This window comes from Mycoplasmoides alvi ATCC 29626 (assembly GCF_000701785.1).
Lineage (GTDB): Bacteria > Bacillota_I > Bacilli_A > Mycoplasmatales > Mycoplasmoidaceae > Mycoplasmoides > Mycoplasmoides alvi.
In genome coordinates, this window is record NZ_KL370824.1 from 138,627 (window position 1) to 158,240 (window position 19,614).

The 19,614-nt window shown below is 26.2% G+C and carries 15 protein-coding genes; 14 read left to right on the forward strand and 1 reads right to left on the reverse strand.

Translation table 4 applies throughout. From position 1 onward, the window contains the following. Positions 1-93: 93 nt before the first annotated feature. The 7 genes from T383_RS0102755 to T383_RS0102785 are packed head-to-tail and all read left to right on the forward strand — an operon-like array spanning position 94 to position 8,153. A complete protein-coding gene (locus T383_RS0102755) occupies positions 94-3,051 on the forward strand; it encodes an MPN396 family protein (RefSeq protein ID WP_033160142.1) in 2,958 nt (985 codons plus the stop codon). Between the two features lie 17 nt (positions 3,052-3,068). Then, positions 3,069-3,593: an adenine phosphoribosyltransferase gene (apt, locus tag T383_RS0102760; protein WP_033160171.1), complete on the forward strand. Its 525-nt coding sequence runs from the start codon at positions 3,069-3,071 to the stop codon at positions 3,591-3,593. 34 nt (positions 3,594-3,627) lie between these two features. Further along, positions 3,628-4,473, forward strand: coding sequence for an energy-coupling factor transporter ATPase (locus T383_RS0102765; RefSeq protein WP_033160143.1), 846 nt, complete (start codon positions 3,628-3,630; stop codon positions 4,471-4,473). Beyond that, entirely contained in the window at positions 4,452-5,372 is a 921-nt protein-coding gene (locus T383_RS0102770; RefSeq protein WP_033160144.1) for an ATP-binding cassette domain-containing protein, read from the forward strand. The genes T383_RS0102765 and T383_RS0102770 overlap by 22 nt, the downstream gene beginning before the upstream one ends. Then, positions 5,365-6,579: an energy-coupling factor transporter transmembrane component T family protein gene (locus T383_RS0102775; RefSeq protein WP_033160145.1), complete on the forward strand. Its 1,215-nt coding sequence runs from the start codon at positions 5,365-5,367 to the stop codon at positions 6,577-6,579. The genes T383_RS0102770 and T383_RS0102775 overlap by 8 nt, the downstream gene beginning before the upstream one ends. Beyond that, positions 6,557-7,321: a tRNA pseudouridine(38-40) synthase TruA gene (gene truA, locus T383_RS0102780; RefSeq protein WP_052664041.1), complete on the forward strand. Its 765-nt coding sequence runs from the start codon at positions 6,557-6,559 to the stop codon at positions 7,319-7,321. Before T383_RS0102775 ends, truA begins: the two co-directional genes overlap by 23 nt. Positions 7,322-7,325: 4 nt before the next feature. Then, a complete protein-coding gene (locus tag T383_RS0102785) occupies positions 7,326-8,153 on the forward strand; it encodes an HAD family hydrolase (RefSeq protein WP_033160146.1) in 828 nt (275 codons plus the stop codon). Between the two features lie 49 nt (positions 8,154-8,202). On the opposite strand, the gene T383_RS0102790 is transcribed toward T383_RS0102785, so the two are convergent. Further along, positions 8,203-9,987 (reverse strand): hypothetical protein, encoded by a 1,785-nt coding sequence (locus T383_RS0102790; protein ID WP_033160147.1) that lies wholly within the window; start codon positions 9,985-9,987, stop codon positions 8,203-8,205. Between the two features lie 325 nt (positions 9,988-10,312). Here T383_RS0102790 and T383_RS0102795 point away from each other — a divergent pair, with 325 nt between their 5' ends. The 7 genes from T383_RS0102795 to T383_RS0102825 all read left to right on the forward strand — a co-directional run bounded on the left by T383_RS0102795 (position 10,313) and on the right by T383_RS0102825 (position 19,178). Further along, the gene (locus T383_RS0102795) at positions 10,313-12,739 is read left to right on the forward strand and encodes a hypothetical protein (RefSeq protein WP_033160148.1); all 2,427 of its coding nucleotides are present in this window, start codon (positions 10,313-10,315) and stop codon (positions 12,737-12,739) included. 224 nt (positions 12,740-12,963) lie between these two features. Further along, entirely contained in the window at positions 12,964-13,992 is a 1,029-nt protein-coding gene (locus T383_RS0102800) for an ATP-dependent 6-phosphofructokinase (protein ID WP_052664042.1), read from the forward strand. Beyond that, on the forward strand, positions 13,993-15,516 hold the full coding sequence (gene pyk / locus T383_RS0102805) for a pyruvate kinase (protein ID WP_033160149.1): 1,524 nt from the start codon (positions 13,993-13,995) through the stop codon (positions 15,514-15,516). Positions 15,517-15,524: 8 nt separating this feature from the next. Continuing rightward, positions 15,525-15,827: a co-chaperone GroES gene (locus tag T383_RS0102810; RefSeq protein ID WP_033160150.1), complete on the forward strand. Its 303-nt coding sequence runs from the start codon at positions 15,525-15,527 to the stop codon at positions 15,825-15,827. 50 nt (positions 15,828-15,877) lie between these two features. Then, the gene (gene groL / locus T383_RS0102815; RefSeq protein ID WP_033160151.1) at positions 15,878-17,491 is read left to right on the forward strand and encodes a chaperonin GroEL; all 1,614 of its coding nucleotides are present in this window, start codon (positions 15,878-15,880) and stop codon (positions 17,489-17,491) included. A gap of 33 nt (positions 17,492-17,524) precedes the next feature. Next, positions 17,525-18,862 (forward strand): leucyl aminopeptidase, encoded by a 1,338-nt coding sequence (locus T383_RS0102820; RefSeq protein WP_033160152.1) that lies wholly within the window; start codon positions 17,525-17,527, stop codon positions 18,860-18,862. Next, the gene (locus tag T383_RS0102825) at positions 18,855-19,178 is read left to right on the forward strand and encodes a hypothetical protein (protein WP_033160153.1); all 324 of its coding nucleotides are present in this window, start codon (positions 18,855-18,857) and stop codon (positions 19,176-19,178) included. The genes T383_RS0102820 and T383_RS0102825 overlap by 8 nt, the downstream gene beginning before the upstream one ends. Positions 19,179-19,614 lie beyond the last annotated feature (436 nt).

Sequence of the window (19,614 nt, forward strand, 5' to 3'; positions counted from 1 at the left end):
GCTAATTTTGGTATAATCATAGGTTGATATTTATATGTAGTGATTTTTCATATAAGATATTTTATGATAACTGACATGTGGTAATAGTTTAAAATGTCAAAAAAAAGATTGTCATTTGATTTGATACTTAAAAGTACAATAATTTTTGTACTAATGATTTTAAGTATCATTGGTATTGTTTTTGGGTCTTTAAGGATTGCTGATAAAGTTAACCGTGGTCCTTCTTATGAAGGAACGATTTCTACAACTGTTTACTTCTCTCCTTATGAATCTACTAACACTTCATCACAATCTACTTTAGATTTTACTAAACCTCGTGTTAGTGCAGATACACAACTAATTCAAGATATCCCAAATATGCTTCAAGGTATATCAGATGTCTATGCAAATCGTTTATATGCTCAAGGATTTAGTCAAGTTGTTATTAGTTCAAATGTTGCTGATACAAATGCGAAAAATATTGATAGTAGTTTAATGAATCCTTCATGATTGGTTAATAATTCATTACCTTCAATTACAGTTACTGTTAATAAACTTAATCCTGAAAAGCGTGAAGAATTAAATTATACTCAACAAGTAATTAGAGAAACAACTTTTGATATTGCAAGAAGTTTCAAGTTATCATTTGAAACAACTGATGGTATTTCTGTTTTCGATTCTGCATTAACTGGTCAATCAGAATCAACAGTTAATCAAGCTGCTAAGTTTATTCAGGGTTCAGCAACTGCAACAAGACCTTCTGTAAGTTCTACTGATAGTTCATTAACATTAGAATTAAACATTCCTGGAAGTAATCTAAATGTAACTGATGATGGTGCTTTGACATACATTAACAAGTTTCTTAATGATAATGGGCATGGTTCTAGTGATTATTTTGTAGGGAATGGACAAGCTAGTGTTGAAGGAACTGCAACAGGTCTTTTTAATCCTGGTGCCAATGGAACAACAGTTGAAGGTAATCGTAATTTAATATTATGAAGTGACAAAGATGCTGCTTTGGCATATGTTCGTCATATTTTTAATGTTACTGAATCTAGTTTAGAATTCATTAGTTTTAGTACCCCAGAGCTAAATCTTTGAAAATTTTTACACCGCAGAGATCCTTATGATGGTTCTACTGATACAACTAAAAATACATCATTAAAACGTTCTTTTTCAAGTGCTAACGAAATTACACTAGATAACCTTTACTATATTTATGCTGCCCCTAGTGCTTTTAAATCAGCAGCTGCTGACGATTCTTCATCAACTTCAGAAATTTCTACACCACTTGAAACTCGTACTGGTCGTGGTTCACCAAATGATTATTCTTCTTTGTTTAGTCCATACATTTTATATGAGGCTAGAACAACAAATGCTAAAGATAGCACTCAAAATTCCACTTTGAGTAGTCTTTTTCCTAAAAATCAAACTTTTAGTCATGGAGGAAATACTAAGTTTGTTTTAACCCAAACTTTAAATGATACTGGATCTTATGCAAATTTAGATTTTGCTACTGCTAGTCGTTTTGCTAATTTAATCAACTCAGGTAATTTTAACAATAATGTTCAAATTATTAGTGCTAATTCAAGCGATAATTTACCAATTTTACAATCAACTTTTGTTGAAATTGATGCATTTGCAGCTTCAATAATTGCTTTAGGAGTTTTTGTTCTTTTAATTGGAATTATTATTAGTGTTTTATATCGCATTCCAGGGTTGTTTAGTTTTTTACCAATTTTACTTGGAGCAGTTTTAAGTTTATTACTTTACAATGAATTTGGTGGAATTATAGATTTATTTACCTTCATTGGTTTGATAGGACTCATTTCAATAGGTATTGGCTGTTTACTTTTAATTTTTGAAACATTTAGGCGAAATGTCCGGAATAGTACCTCAATTATTGAGGCTAGTAGGTTAGCTTATAAAAACACTTTTATGAAAATTGTTGATGTTCATTTAGTGTTATTAATTTTAGGTTTATTTTTAATGTATGTTGGTAAATACCAAGAAAGTGCTTTTGGTGTTTTATTAGTTGTTGGTACATTTATATCTTTCTTTGTTGTTTATGGATCTTCAACAATTTATATTAAATTATTTATGTCAATGAATAATTGATCAAATCCAAATTTATTTGTGTTTAAAAAAGATGCAAAATGATTAAATCAAATTACTGGACAATTAAATTTAACTGAAATTCGCAATAAAGAAATTTTAACTTCATCTTTAATGAATGTTGATGATGAATTGCAAAATTTATTTAAGCAAAGTTTCAAAAATGTTTTTTTCAACAATAGAACTTTATGATGCTTGTTAATTTGAGCAAGTGTTGTTGTTTTGGGAGTTATTACCTTAATATTGTTCGGTCTTGGTATTGTTTTACCTTTGGATGCTAGTGTTCAACGTTCTGGTTTATTGATGTTCATTTCAATTTTAGGTGCAATGGGAATAACTGCACTTTATCTTATTGTTAGGTATCGTTGAATTGTTGTTCTTCCATATTTGGTAACAAGTATAGTTATTTTCTTTATTTTAATTTCAACATTATTAATTTTTAATAGCGTAATTGCTTTAAATGTGCAATTTGAAAGTATTTTTGTTTTGTTAATTGCTTGAGTATTTAGTCAGGTAGGAATTATTTTTTCGATTTCTTGAAACTATAATTATTGATATAGTTATGTCATTTACAAAAAAGAATCATTAATAAAGTTAACTAATAATAATATTTTTACATCTAAAGAAATGTTTACTTGCTATATGGCACTACCTTTAATTGGGATGTTAATTCTGTCATTATTTAATTTAGGTGGTGATGGAATGCTTACTAGTGACTCCTTGAATGGCTTTATGTTTGTTTTATTAGCAATTTTAGCTATTTCAATTTTCTTTTCGACTATTGCAGTCCAAATATTATTTAGTCAACTTTTAGGTTTAATGATGCTTGCGCGCCAATCACTTATGAATAAAACAAAGAAAAAATTAGAAGTTCGTTATGAAAGAACTGATTATGACCGTTTTGATGAACAAATTATTCCTGGAATTAATGACAATCGAATAGGAAGACAATATTAATTTCTATGACTGAAAAAATGAAACAAAAAATTGATGCTAAAATCTTTAAAATTGCTAATTTTCCAATTAAAGATATGTTGTTTTATGATATTACTCCATTAATTAATGATGCTGAATTATTTTCAAAAATTATTGATCAAATGAAAAGATTTGCAAAACAACTTGATGTTGATGCAATTATAGCTCCTGAATCTCGTGGTTTTATTTTTGGTTCTGCTTTAGCATATGCGACTAAATTACCATTTATTGTTGTTCGTAAACCAAATAAATTACCAAGGAAAACACTACGTGAAAATTATTCATTAGAATATAATGACAATGCTGCTCTAGAAATTCACAAAGATGCTATATTACCTAATCAAAAATTATTACTTGTTGATGATTTATTAGCTACAGCAGGAACTGTTAAAGCTATTTCTCGTTTAATTAAGAGATCTGGTGGAAAGCTGGCTGGTTATAGTTTTTTAATTGAACTAGAAAGTTTAAAAGGTCGAAAATTATTGAATAATAAATTGCCATTAAATGTAATAATTAAATATTAAACATATATTTCAAAATAACATAGAGTAAAACAAAATGGAAACAAATTCATCATCTAATGCAGTAATTAGATTTCAAAATGTAAGTTTTGCTTATAGTGAAGATTTTGTTGTTAAAAATGTTACTTTTGAAATTAAACAAAATGAATATGTTTGCATCATTGGACATAATGGTTCTGGTAAATCAACAATTTCTAAGTTGTTATCTGGGATTTTGAGACCTCAATTAGGTAATATTTACTTGTATGATCATTTAGTTGATAAAAATAGTGTTAAATTTTTACGTGATAACATTGGTATTATTTTCCAAAATCCTGATAATCAATTTATTGGAATAACTGCAGAGGATGACATTGCATTTGGATTAGAAAATCGTAAGATTCCTCGGGAAGAAATGATTAAGATTGTAAATGATGTCGCAAAGCAAGTTCAAATTGAAAATATTCTTAAATACGAACCCCATAAATTATCTGGAGGTCAGAAGCAACGTGTAGCAATTGCTGGAATTTTAGCAATTAATCCTAATGTTATTATTTTTGATGAATCTACATCAATGCTTGATCCTAAGGGTAAAATGGACATAAAACAATTTATGATTTCTTTAAAAAATCGTGGTAAATCAATTATTTCTATAACTCATGATATGGAAGAAGTTATTTATTGTGATCGCGTTTTTGTTATGGATGAAGGCAATTTAATTAAACAAGGAACTCCAAAAGAAATTTTTGCTGACACGTCTTTTTTACGAAAAATTAAATTGGATATTCCTTTTACATTGTCATTGGCACAGCAATTAAGTGAATTTAATAATAAAATTGAACCAACATTAGATTATAATGAACTAATTGAAGGGATTGCATCATGCTTAAAAAAACAAAACTAGCATCACCGCTTCAGCGTGATGAATTCTTATTAGTTGATAATTTATCTTGTATATTTAATGAAAAGACATCAGATGCTTTTGTTGCTTTAAGTAATATTAGTTATACCTTTAAAGAAAACAAAATTTATTGCATTATTGGAGATTCTGGTAGCGGCAAGTCTACATTAGTTTCACATTTTAATGGTTTATTAGTTTCTAAGTATGGTGATATTTGAATTCGTGATTTTTATTTAGGAGGCCATAAACGTAAAGTTAAAAACATTAAAAAATTAAGAAAAATTATTTCTATGGTTTTTCAATTTCCTGAATATCAATTATTTAAAGACACAGTTGAACATGATATCATGTTTGGTCCAGTTGCCTTAGGCGCTTCTAAACAAGAAGGTCAAAGGTTAGCAGAAATTTATTTGAATAAAATGGGTTTGGACAATTCATATTTAGAAAAAAGTCCATTTGAATTATCAGGCGGCCAAAAAAGAAGGGTTGCAATTGCTGGTATTTTGGCAATTGAATCTGAAGCAATTATTTTTGATGAACCAACAGCAGGATTAGATCCACAAGGCGAGAATGAAATGATGAAAATTATTTTTGAAGAAAAAGCCAATAATAAAACTGTTTTTGTTATTACTCATCAAATGGAAAAAGTTCTTGAAATTGCTGATGAAATTATTGTTATGTCAAAGGGTCAAATTATTAAGCATGGAACACCATATGAAATTTTTACTGATAATTATTTACTAGAGAACACCACAATTATTATTCCACCAGTTATTAAGGTAATTAAGGATCTTGTAAATAAAAATCCAAAATTTTTAAAACTTTATAAATATGAACCAAGGACTGTCAAACAATTAGCTATTGCAATTAATTCAATAATTAATGAGGAAAATAATGAATAGTTTTATTAATGGTTATATTTTAAGAAACTCATTTGTTCATAAAATGAACCCAGTTTTAAAAATTTTAATTTTTATTTGTTTTGTTATTTTAATTTTATTACCATTAGGACTAATTTTTCAATCATTTATTTTTATTTTAGCAACTGCTATTTTTTTTATTGCAAAATTACCATACCGAATTTATTTAAATAACTTAAAGCCTGTTATTTTTATGTTTGTTATTTTGCTTTTTATTAATTGATTTACTTACCGTAACCCAGGATTTATTGAAATTTTTAATGGATATAGTAGAAATAATTTTCTACAAATTGGTTATTATAATGATACATTTTTATCAAATATTTATGATCAAACTAATTTTGCTTTTTTTTTCGATCCACAAAAATTTCCTAATTTTCATGTTCGATTAGATGGTATTGATCAACCAGTTAATTCATATCAAGATTTTTTATTGTTACTAAAAAATAAAGGTTTTGATAATGTAATAGATCATAATGGTCAATTAGCTCTTAGTGATAATTACAAATTAATAATTGGTCATTTTTTTGGTTCTAATATTGTTGGTTTAAATCTAGTTACAAATAATAATATGCATATCATTGAACCGTTAATGCAATTTAATGGATATTCTTTTTCTGTTCGGGCGATAATTATGGCTTTATTTATTACTCAGAAAATCCATATCATGATTATTTTGGCAATTATTTTAACTTCAACAAGTACATCAATTGAATTGTCATTTGCGATTGAACAAATGTTATCACCATTTAAAATTTTTAAACTTCCTGTTAGTGCTTTAGCAATGACAATTAGTATTGCAATTAGGTTTGTACCATCCTTATTGCTTGAATCACAAAGAATTTTAAATGCACAAGCATCTAGAGGAATTGACTTTAAAAATGGTAATTTTATTGAACGTGGGCATGCTTTAGTTTCATTAATTGTGCCAATGGTTTCAATTGCTTTTAGAAATGCTAATGAAATTTCTAATGCAATGGAAGCTCGTGCTTATAATTCTAGATATGCAAGAACACGTTACCGGATCTTTAAAATCCATTTTAAAGATTGATTAATTTATTTATTAATTATGATTTTTTTAGGTTTTGGAATATTTGTGACAATTAAATTAGTCTTTTTTGCATTTTTTGGTTCAGCAGCTTGAATGACTCAGGGAATAGGAAGCAATGTCAAAGTCTTCAATTCTTAAATCAAAAAATAACTTAACTAGGTATTGTTTTAAAATTAGTTACAATGGTTCAAAATTTAATGGATGAGCAATTCAAACAAATTATAAAACAATTCAAGGTGACCTTCAAAATGTTTTATTTGATTTGTATAAACAAAAAATAATAGTGTATGGTTCTGGTAGAACTGATTCAGGTGTTCATGCCATTGAGCAGGTCTTTCATTTTGATGCTCCAAGTTATATATCAATTAAAGGAATTCTTTCTAAATTGAATAATTACAATAAAGGTTTGTGACACGTATTTGGGGGTAAGATCTTAAATACTCCATTTCATGCTCGATTTAATGTTAAAAACAAAACTTATCTTTATAAAATAAAATTAGTAAATGTAGTTGACCCTTTAAGTTATGATTTTTTTTGACAAATTTTAGAAAATATATCACTAAAAAAATTAAGAGATATTACAAAATTGTTTAAAGGTGAACATGATTTTTTGTCATTTACAACTGAATATTCTAAAAATTCAATTAAAAAAATAAATGATATTAAAATTTCCAAACAAAAAAATTTAATTCAAATAAAAATAAATGGTTCTGGATTTCTAAGACATATGGTTAGAATGATTGTTGGTTGTATGGTAAGTTTTGCTAGTGGTAAAATAACTTTTGATGATTGTCTTGAGTTGTTTAAAAATCCTAAGAAAGGAAGTGCAATTTTTAAAGCACCTTCATCAGGTTTATATTTATTAAAGGTTATTTATTAAATTTATGAATTTTGATAATATTCGAAATGATGTTAAGTATCTTTTATTTGATTTAGATGGGACATTAGTTAATAATGAACGCTATTTGACTGATGAAAATGCTAAATTATCAACTTTATTGCCATCTTTAAATTTAAAACATTCAATTATCACTGGTAGACCTTCATTTATGTTTCAGAAAGAAATTGATGAAATTAAACCAACAATTCCTATTATTGCTTGTAATGGTGCCCATATTTTTGATGGTAATGAGATTTTGTATTCAACATTTATAGATCAAAATGTTGTTAATGAATTAATTCATTATTTAATAAAAGAAAAATTAAATTTTTATTTGTATACTTCTACTCAAATTTATACATTTCCTAATGACTTTGCGCATGTAAATAGATGAAAAGAAATTATTCAAAAACTTCCATTAAACTATCAATGAAAAATAGATGGTATTAATTTTTACAATTTTCATGATCCAGTTACTAAATTTTTGGTTTCTAGTTCGGAGCAAGATGTGGTATTTAATAAAATTAAATCAATATTTAGAGATAAGTTATATTTGGCAAAAAGCACTTCTAGTTCAATTGATATTGGTAAACCTATGGTTGATAAAGGTAGCGGATTAGTTAAATTAATGCAAAAATTAAATATTGATCCAAGTCAAATTATGGTTTTTGGAGATGGTGGAAATGATATCCCAATGTTCAAAATAGCAAAATATAGTGTTGCATTATCAAATGCAGCCCAATTTGTTAAAGATGCTGCCACATTCATTACTGATTTGGACAATAATAATAGTGGCGTTTACCACTTTATTAAAAAAATATGAAATTTATAAGTAACTAGATATTAGTTGAAAACAAATTAATTTTTTAGTTTTATTAAATTTATTTTTTAATAATCTTTTTTATTTTGATTATTGCTCCATAAAGTATTAGTATTAATAAACTTATTGTCATGCCTATAATTAGTCAAATCGAAATGATAAAAAAAGTTTTATCAATTGGTACAATAGTTTCAGAGTTTGATGGTGATTTTGTTGGAAAATGCAATTCATTTGGTTTTAAAATATCAAATTCATAAGATTTCCTTGGATCATAGGTATCAAAAAATATTAAAGAATATGGTGTGATAATATTGTTATCGTTAATTTCTACAATTTCATTTTTTAATAATTGAATAGGTTTACTAGTTATATCACAAACTTGATTCATTTTTTTATTCGTAGAAGTATATAAACCTGAGTATGTTACATATGTTTTTCCAGGATAATTATTTTCAAGTGAATTGACTGCATATATTGAATCATATGTTAATGCAGTTTTATATTCATATAAAAAACCTACTTCAACAATACCTTTTTTAGTAAAAACAATAGAGCCATTTGATAAAAGAATATCATCACTTGATATATTACCTGGATACAAAGATTCACCAAATTTTTTACCTTTTAATCCATAAATTCCATCTGTTGCAACGATTCCGCAGTCAAATTTATCTATAATATTTTTTGGCATTGATTGAAATTTTCCAGCAAATCAATATATTCCATATGAAGTAAAAATATATGCATATGTTATTTTGTAAAAACTTTTTTGATTCAAAACAGTTGTTCTGTAGTTGGATAAAATATCTGGTGTGCATATTTGAATACCATCTGAATTATATACACCATCAGAAGTTGCAACCAAGGTTTGAGAGTAAGATGAACTAATGTCAAAAAAATTAAGTAAATTTAGTTTTCCAGGAACCCTAAATTTGTCTATTAAAATTTCTGTGCCATTACTATTAAAAACACCTTTATTTGTTACTATAATTTTTCCACCCATTAAAATAACATCACTTTTTCTAACCAATCCAGTAAATTCATAAACAAGAAGCTTTGATCCATCATTTTTAAAAATACCTTTAGTGGTTGCAATCATATAAGGTGTTACTTGTATAATTTCATCTTTTTTTATATTATTTGGAAATTCATTATTTAATATTTTGATACCTTTTTCTGTATTGAAAATACCATATTTTGTTACAAGGATAATTGAAGTTTGAAATAAAATATCATCAATTTGAGGTTTTGATCAAATATCATTGAAAAGATGTTTAATAATTACTTTTTTATCTGGATATGAATATGAGTATCAAAAACAGCCTCTTTTTGAAGCAATAAAATGTTCTGAAAAGTATATGATATCAGCTTTTTTAAATGGACCAATTGAAATTTTAGTTACAAACGGAATCTTAACTTCATCTGCATTAATAGTTAAAAAACCAACACCAGTTCTTAGTGCTTTTATTTCAAATTCTCCATTACCATAATCTTTTATTTCAGCTAAATCTAAGGAATTAATTTTAGCTTTAACATTACTTAAATATTTGTAATTTGTAACTTGAAAAGTACAAAAAGGTTCTAAATCAGTCATTACTAATGCTTCATTTATTGGGATATTAGTTTCAATTCTTTTGTATTCTGTTTTTATTGAAGTTAATTTATTTTGTTGCAAAAGATCAAAATTATTTTGAGAATAATTCATTTTTTCATTTTTTAAAAATTCACTATGCAACAAATTTTGATTGCTTGCAGATATTCCAATGTTAATTGAAGAAGCAACTATAAAAAAACTAAATAAAGTTTTTTTAAAAAAAGGTATTTTGGTTACTAAAAGTTTATTCATTTAAAGAGATTCACACATTAATTTATATGATTTAAGTAATTTATATTTGCTAATTATTTTTAAATTTAAAAGGCAAAAACCAAGTGCTTTAAATCTTTGTATTCTTTTAAAATTAAAAATTGTTAACTTAAAAATTTAAAGAATACTTTTTTAATTCTAATCCTAAAAAAGATTATTTAAGAATTAAATTATTTTAAATAGATTTTAATTATTTAAATTTTTTAAATAAAGTTACTAATAATTCTTTTTTGTGTTATTGTCTTATACATAAACATTTAGTTATTAAATCTTTATCTTTAAATTTTTATGAATGGATTGAATTTGTATGAATATTAATAAATCTAAAAATGAATTAAAAAAATTTAAGCATTTAAGGTTTAGTTTAAAACTATTTATTTCATTTTTTTTAGTATTTATTGTAGCATTATCAACAATTTCATTATTGTATTTTAATTATTTTACTATCAGTCAAGATCGAAAAAAAATTAATCACCAAAAAATATCTTCTTTATCACTAAATAAAACAAAAAAATCAATTGATAGTGATTTTTCAAATGTTGTTATAAGAAGAAATCCTATTAATAACTTTAGTGGTCTTGATGTATCTAAAAATAATAATCAAAAAGCTAAAAAATTAGTTTTAACAACAAAAAAAATTGGTAAAACAAATTTTTATGGAGTTGGTTTAGTTGATGATCATCTTAACATCATAAATAACTGATTACTATCAAATGTAGAAAACATTGATACTAGTTTGAACTACACAACAAATATTATTCCTGGAAAAAATCAAAATACTTTTTTTGTTTTAGCTGGTATAAGTAATTTAGCAAAGGCTTTAAACATTGTTTATGATTATTATAATTCATCTCAAATTTATTTTGATGATGTTGTTAAAACTAATTTAGATCATGCTCCATCTATCAAAATTTTTAAAATTCATGTTGATAATGATATTATTTCATCAGATTTAGATGATCCTTACTATGAATTTGTTTATCCAGAATTTTCTGATCAATTTTCTCCAGGACCAATTAAACAATATGCAGGATTACTTTTTTTTGATCGTTTAGGTATTTTTTGCTCAACTAAAAATCAACAGGATATTAACAATCATATTTACTATGGAGCTGGTGGATATTATCAATATTTGTTTTATGGTCAGTTGTTTGCTTATAATTATGAAAATTTAAACGAAGATGAATTTGCACTAATTAGTTCGCAACTAGGACCTGACATTGAAATGGGAAATTTGTATGCATATTACAACAAAAAATATAAATCATGCATGTCAGCATTAGACAATGATATGTTTTTGCATGATCAATTAAGTAGTGTTTTTTGACACACACCATCAGATTTTCATCATGCATATGAAATAAATGAACAATATAAATCTAAGAATAAATTCTCATATACAATTCAATATCCAGATGGTCATATTGGAAATGCATCTGATGAAGATTCATTAACAACAAAAGCAGCTATATCAATTGCATTTATGATGGATTTTGCTATTCAAAATCCAGTACCGTTTGGTGATAAATCTCAAATTTATTATCCTAATGTAATGCATCATCAATTTGATTGAGTTCATAGTTCAACTTATATTTTTACACCTGGATGATTTTTGTTTTTACCTAGAACTTCATCCGTTAAATATTCATATTTTGTTCATAAACGCGATTTAAAACCTTTGAATATTTGATTTCATACAGTTGCAATATCATATGATGAAAATTCAAAAAATTACTATTCACTTTTTGCTGGCCCAGGTTATTTATGCGAAAATGTATGCGAATATTTATATTGTAAATTTGATTATTTTCAAAATGATGATTCAACTAGTTTATATGATGCAACACCTATAATTTCATCTGAAACAAATCTAATTAGTTCCTCTTATACAACTGGTGAACAAGCTGATATTCCAATTTTTTCTAAACCTTTTGTTGGCAATTTTTTTTCAGAAAATAAAATTTTAGTTTTTTTTAATGGTGCAACTTACAATGATGAAAAATGAGGAGTTTTTATTAGAGATAAATTTTATTGAATTAAATTTATTTCTGGAGGTGCTTTTTATTTCACACCTACATTAGTTAACTTCACTTATGATAATCAAAGTAAAATTTTAAGTTATTTTGATAATGAAAATATTTATTCGATCATTTTAGATGATAATTTACCAGTGGCAAAAAACATATCCAAAAAATTTTTAATGTCATTAAATAGTTTTACTTTTATTGATAGTGGTTCAATGATAGATAAACAAATAATTTGTAGTTTTGATGGTATTAATAAAATTGAAGCTACATGGTATAAAGTTTATGATACTTTTAACAAAAAAATTTATTACTATATTTCTGAATCAAGTATTGATAAAAATAACAAAGCAAGTATTATAGATACTTTGGATTGATATGAAATCGGTCATTCAAATTTAAAAAATGATGAAAATTTTACACCAACTGAGAAAAAACAATCTATTAAAGAAATTTTAAGTAAAAAACCAAATGATTTAAAAAAATTGTTTAATTTTTCACAACGTACTTCTGGAACCATCAAAGAATTAGAAAATCGTGGTTTTTTAATTGTTAATATAACCAAAGATACAATAGGAATTGCTGAAATTATTTTTTATAAAAATAATTTGCTAATTGGATTTGCAAATAAGCATAAGGATACAGAAATTATTTCAAAAAATGAATATCCATTTTATGCTAACTATACAAATGTTTTCAAACAAAATTAAAGGTTTTATTAAATAATAAATTAATTCCTTTTTATTTTTTTGTTTTAAAAATTAGATTTTTACTTAATATTTGATAGTGATTTTAAGTGTGAATAAAATTAATATTAGATTAATATTTAATGAATTTATAATTAATTAGATATTTATTATGTATCAAGTTTATGTATTTAATTTAAACAATAACATTTTTGTTTTTTAAAAAATTGGGATTTAGATTGTTTACAATGAAGCAAATTATTCATAAAAAAATCAAAAAAAACAATAAGAAAAAAATTGCTATTTTAACATCTGGTGGAGATTGCCCCGGAATGAATACTGCGATTTATTCTTTAGTTAGACAGTGTTTATACTATGATTATGAACCTTATTTAGTATTTGAAGGTTATAAAGGTTTGGTTGAAGATAATATTGTTATTGCTAATTATGAGGAAGTAAAAAAGAATGCTTTTTTAGGGGGTTCATTCATATACTCTGCAAGATTATTAGAGTTTAAAGAATTGCTAACTAGACAAAAAGCTGCACTAAATTTAAAAAAAAGATCTATAAATACTTTAATTGTTATTGGTGGAGATGGTAGTTATCAGGGGGCTAAATTATTATCTGAACTTGGAATTAATTGTATATGTTTGCCAGGAACAATTGATAATGATATTGCCTCATCAGATTGAACAATTGGTTTTTATACTGCACTAGAATCAATTGATTTAGCAATTAGTCAAATTAAAGATACTTCTATTTCTCATAATCGTGTTGGATTAGTTGAAGTAATGGGTCGTTATTGTGGTGATTTAGCCATGTATTCATCCATTTCTAGTTGTGCTGATTTAATCATTACATCTGAAAATTTTATGCAGCCAAATGAAATTGCTAAAAAAGTTAAAGATGCATTTACAAAAAACAAAAAAAGAAGAACATTTACTATTGTTATTACAGAAAGAATGTATGGAGCTAATAACAATCCTACCTTAGAAGATATTGCATCTTCAATTTTAAAAACTTCTGGTCATTTAACTAATATTAATCGTTTAGGTTATTTGCAGCGCGGCGGAATGCCCAATTTTATGGATCGTATTTTAGCAATTAAAATGGGTATGTATGCAATTGATCTAATTAGCAAAAATAAAAACAATCGAATTGTTTCAATTAAAAATGACAAAATTGTTGATGTAGATTTTAAGATTGGATTTAATTTAAAAAGACCAAAACATTTAAAAGAAATTCAAAAATTAAACAGCATTCAGGAAAAAATTTAAATCATGAACCATTTAAAAAGAACAAAAATTATTGCAACTTGCGGACCATCTTTAACTCAAAAATTATGAACTCTTAGTGACTTAGAAAATTTAAAGAACAAAGATTTAAAGAAAAAAGCATATGAAAATATTGAAAATATTTTAAAAAATGGTGTTACAACAATCAGATTAAATTTTAGTCATGGAAATCAAGAAGAACAGTTAGTTCGAATAAAAATTTGCCGTGATGTAGCAGAAAAATTAGAAATACCAATTTCAATTATGTTAGATACTCAAGGACCAGAAATTAGAGTTGGTAGTGTTGTTGATGAAGGATGTCAAATTAAAACTAATGATTTAGTCCAAATTTATACTGTTAAAAACATAATTGGTTCTAAACAATCATTTTATGCAAGTGATTCAACTGGCACTTACAATATGATTAATGATTTAAAGGTTGGTTCTATCATTCTAGTTGATGATGGAAAATTGCATTTAATAGTAAAAAAATTTGATTACAAAAATAACATTATTACTTGTGTTGCTCAAAATACTCACACAATTACAAGTAGGAAACGCATTAATTTACCAAATGCTAATTATTCAATTCCTTTTTTGTCAAAAAAAGATGAAGCTGATATCTTATTTGGAATTAAGAATAAAGTTGATTATCTTGCTTTATCTTTTGTTAACAATGCTTTAGATGTTAAAAAAGTACGAACTATTTTAAAAAAGCATAATGCTGAACATATTAAAATTATTTCAAAAATTGAATCTAGTTATGCGATCAAAAATATTGATTCAATTATTGATGCTTCTGATGGAATCATGATTGCACGGGGTGATTTATCATTAGAAATACCTTTTTATGAAGTTCCACATTGAGAACGATATATTATTAAAGCATGTCGCTTTAAAAATAAACGTGTTATTGTTGCAACACAAATGCTTGATTCTTTGGAAAAAAATATTCAACCAACTAGGGCCGAAGTAACTGATGTTTATTTTGCTGTTGATCGTGGTACTGATGCAACAATGTTATCTGGAGAAACAGCAAATGGTTTATATCCATTGGTAGCTGTAAATGTAATGCAACTTATTAATAAGCAATCTGAAATTTTATTTGATTATGAAAGAGCAACAACTTATTATTATTCTAATGGAAAAATTAGTAAAACTAAATTTGGTAAAATTGTCAATAGTATTGCTAAGAAAGTTTGTCCTAAAAGAATTGTTGTTAATGGTGAATTTGGTTATGAATTTATTGTTCATTTTACAAATGATGAAAATGAAATTTATAGTCTTTCCAATATTCGTTTAGCAGCAGGTGTTATCATAATTACAGACAATGATAAAGTTTATACTAGTCATGGTATTGATTATGGGATTTTTACCTACAAAGTTGATGATTTAACTATGGCAAAAAAATTATGAAAAGAGGTTAGTTTAAGGGCTATTAATAAATATAAAAAATTTGGTATAATTAAGTCGAGATTACCAAGTATTGTCTTGGTTAATAGCAAACTAGTAACTGTGAAAGGTTAATAATTTATATGATTAGACCATTACATGATAACATTTTAATAAAACCATTAGTTGAAGAAGAAAAAATTTCCAAAAAAGGCATAATTTTATCAACAAATAATGATGAAAATTCAAATACTACAAAAGGTGTTGTTGTAAGTCTTGGTGATGGATTAGCTTATGCAAAAAACACTCAAGTAGTTTTTAAAGTAAAAGTTGGTGATGTTATTTTTTTTAAAGAATATAGTGGAACCAATATTATTGATAGTGATAATAAAAGTTACAAAATTTTATCATATGAAGATATTGTTGCAGTTGAAGAAAGCAATTAGTTTATTTTAAAATAGAAGTTTTTAACAAAGAGTAGGTTTATATTAATATTATGGCAAAAGAACTAACATTTGCAAAAAATGCAAGAAACCGTTTGATGGTAGGTTTAAATAAATTAGCTGATGCAGTTAGAGTTACAGCAGGTCCTAAAGGTAGAAATGCTGTAATAGAAAAAAAATATGGAGCTCCTTTAATTGCAAATGATGGAGTAACAATTGCTAAAGAAATTGAATTATCTGATCCAATTGAAAATATGGGTGCTAAATTAATTGCTGAAGCAGCTATTAGTACAAATGATATTGCTGGTGATGGAACTACAACTGCAACGATTTTGACTCAAGAAATGGTAAATCGGGCAGTTGATGCAATAAATAGTGGTTCTAATCCGGTAAATATTCGTCGTGGAATTGAAGAAGCAACTCAAGTAATAATTCAAGCTTTAACAAAAGCTTCAAAATCAATTACAACTTCTGATGAAATAGCACAAGTTGGAGCTATTTCATCAGGTTCTAAACAAATTGGTGAACTAATTGCTAAAGCAATGCAAATTGTTGGTAAGCAAGGTGTGATTACAATTGATGATGCAAAAACCTTAACAACTACCTTAGATACAACTGAAGGTCTAGAATTTAAAGGCGGTTATGGTTCACCTTACATGGTAACAGATCATGAAAAAATGGTTGCTGTTTTAGAACAACCTAAAATTTTAGTTAGTGCTAACAAAATTAATACTGTTAAAGAATTGGTTCCTATTCTTGAAGCTTGCATGGAATCTAATGATTCTTTAGTAATTGTTTCAACAGATTTTAGTGATGAAGTTGTAACCACTTTGGCAGTTAACAAATTACGAGGAACACTAAATGTTATTACTGTTAAGTGTAATGAGTATGGAGAACGACAAAAAGCTGTTTTAGAAGATTTATCAATTACTGTTGGTGCAACTTTAATTGATTCTGCAATTGGTGTTGATTTGAAAAATGTAACAATGGAACATCTTGGTACTGCTGGTAAAGTTACTGTTGGCAAAGAAAAAACAACAATTATTGATGGTGGTAAAGATAACCAAGATGCTATTAAAAACCATATTAAAACATTAGATTCTAGATTAAGATCTATTGGCAATGAGGACAAATATAGTGCTGAAATATTGCGCGAAAGAATTGCTTCATTATCTCAAGGTGTTGCTGTGATTCGTGTTGGTGGGGCAACTGAAATTGCTCAAAAAGAATTAAAATTAAGGATTGAAGATGCTTTGAATTCTACCAAAGCTGCTGTAGAAGAAGGTATTGTTTCTGGTGGTGGAATTGCTTTAATAAATAGTATCTCTTCTATTGCTTACTTAACATCTAGTGATCGTGAAGTTGCTATTGGTTATGACATTGTTCGTGAGGCTTTGAAAGCACCTGCTAGACAAATAATTGAAAATGCAGGATTTAATAGTTCAAAAACCATTAATTATATTTTAAATCAAGGTGTTGGTATAGGTTTTAATGCTGAAACTGGTGAGTATGTTGATATGATCCGTAGTGGAATAATTGATCCAACTAAAGTTACTAAAACTGCATTAGAAAAAGCTTCTAGTGTTGCAGGATTAATGATTACTACAGAAGTAGCAATTAATGATATTAAAGAAAATAATGAAAAAAATAATGTTTTCGGTGAATAAATTTTCATGTTTATATTAGGATAAAATTAGCATATGCAGATTAACATAACATCAAATAAAACAATTAAAACAATTGTTGCTAAAAAAGTTGATTCAAAACAAGGTTATGGTGTTGATAAAAAAAATGATTTACCAGGAAAAGTAGAATTTAAAGTGGTTCTACCATTTTGTAGTGATGTTTTTTATACAAAATTTAAAAGTTATTTAGTATCACAATATGACACAAATGTTATTGATGTAGATAGTTTTATTAATGTTATTGGCAATGATTCTGCTGAACAAATTGTTAATTTAATTGTTGCTATTGTTGAATTTGTAGAAAGCACCCCATTTTCTAAAAAAACTAAAAAAGTTGACAAACCAAACTTTATCTTAAAAATTAATAAAAAATATGAAAAAATTATTGGTCCTGCTTTAAATGTTGCTAAAGCGATGACTTTAGTTCGTGAATTGCAAGATACACCATCAGATGTTTTATATCCTGAAACATTTGTTGAACGCTTTAAAAAAGAATTTAAAAATATAAGTAATGTTAAAATTAGTGTTTTAGATAAAAAACAAATTGCTGCTAAGAAAATGGGTATGTTGTTAGGAGTTAATAAGGGCTCAATTCGCGAAGCACGTTTGTTAGTGGTTGAATATTTAAATAATCCAAAATCTAAAAATCGTTTTGCTTATGTTGGCAAGGGAATTACCTATGATTCTGGTGGCATGAATTTGAAACCAGGTGCACACATGAGAACAATGAAGTATGATATGTCAGGTGCTGCTATTGTAGTTGCAACTGTTTTAGCACTTGCAAAGAATAAAATTAAAACTAATGTTATTGCTGTTGCTCCTTTAACTGAAAATCTACCAAGCCCAACTGCCCAAAGACCAGATGATATTGTAATTGCTTACAATGGTAAAAGTGTTGAAATTGACAATACAGATGCAGAAGGTCGCTTAGTTTTAGGAGATGCAATTTCATATGCTGCTAAAGATTTAAAAGCAACAAGGATTTTTGATGTTGCAACATTAACAGGAGCAATGCTTTATTCATTAGGTAATACTTATAGTGGTGTTTGAGCAACTAGTGATGCTCATTGAAAAGCACTTCATCGTGCTAGCAAAATAGCTGGTGAACCAGTTTGACGTTTGCCATTACATGAGGATTATTTAAGAATGCTAGATTCTTCATTGGCTGATTTAGTTAATTGTGCTCCAAAACCAGGAGCAGGTTCAAGTAGTGCAGCAATGTTTTTAACTCAATTTACTGAGGGAATTGATTTAGTTCATATGGATATTGCTGGAACTGCAGATATTAATGGTTTAGGTCAAGCAGTCTTACTAAGAACTCTATATTGACAAGCTGTTAACCAAGATGAATAACAACAATAACAACAATAATAATAATAATAATAATTCACCATTAGAACCAGTAGTTATTACAAAAAAATTCGATTTTGATGAAAATAAAAAAGATGGTAATGACTATGAAGTTATTAAGGATGTCTATTCTTATCAAACAAAATCTAAACTTGATGGATTGCCTTTGTGAGTAAAAATATTAGTTAGTTGTATTTTAATTATTTTTGCCATTGGTGCAATTGTTGGTGGCGCTTTTGCAATTGAAGCAGTTAATAATATTTCATCTTCGCAAAATCAAACACAAAATTTTATTCTAGAAATAATATTGTTTAATTAAATTATTTTTTTAGTTTAAAAAGAGTTATTTAATTTTGATTTTTTAAACTACTTTTAAAATAATTAAATTAAGATTATATGTATTAATAAGTCAATTTAAATTGTTTTTCGAAAATTTGTTATAGATTTAATTCATTGTTTAAACATTAAGTTTGCTAATGGTTTTTACATTTTAAAAAAAATCTTTTAACGTTATGGTTAAATGTTTAATTACTTTTAATTTAGCTTTAATTTTTAGTTGATTTAAGCAAAAAGTTAAATTTGTTTTTAATTTATTTAATGTTTAAAATTTTTATAAGAATTTTTTAATCATAAATATTTTTACTTTCTAATGAAATATTTATTAAACATCTTGACCAAAACAAAAGGATAAAGTTTTAAATATTAAATAAGCAATAAATCTAATTTGTCAAATAAAATGCTTTTTTTTTTTTTTT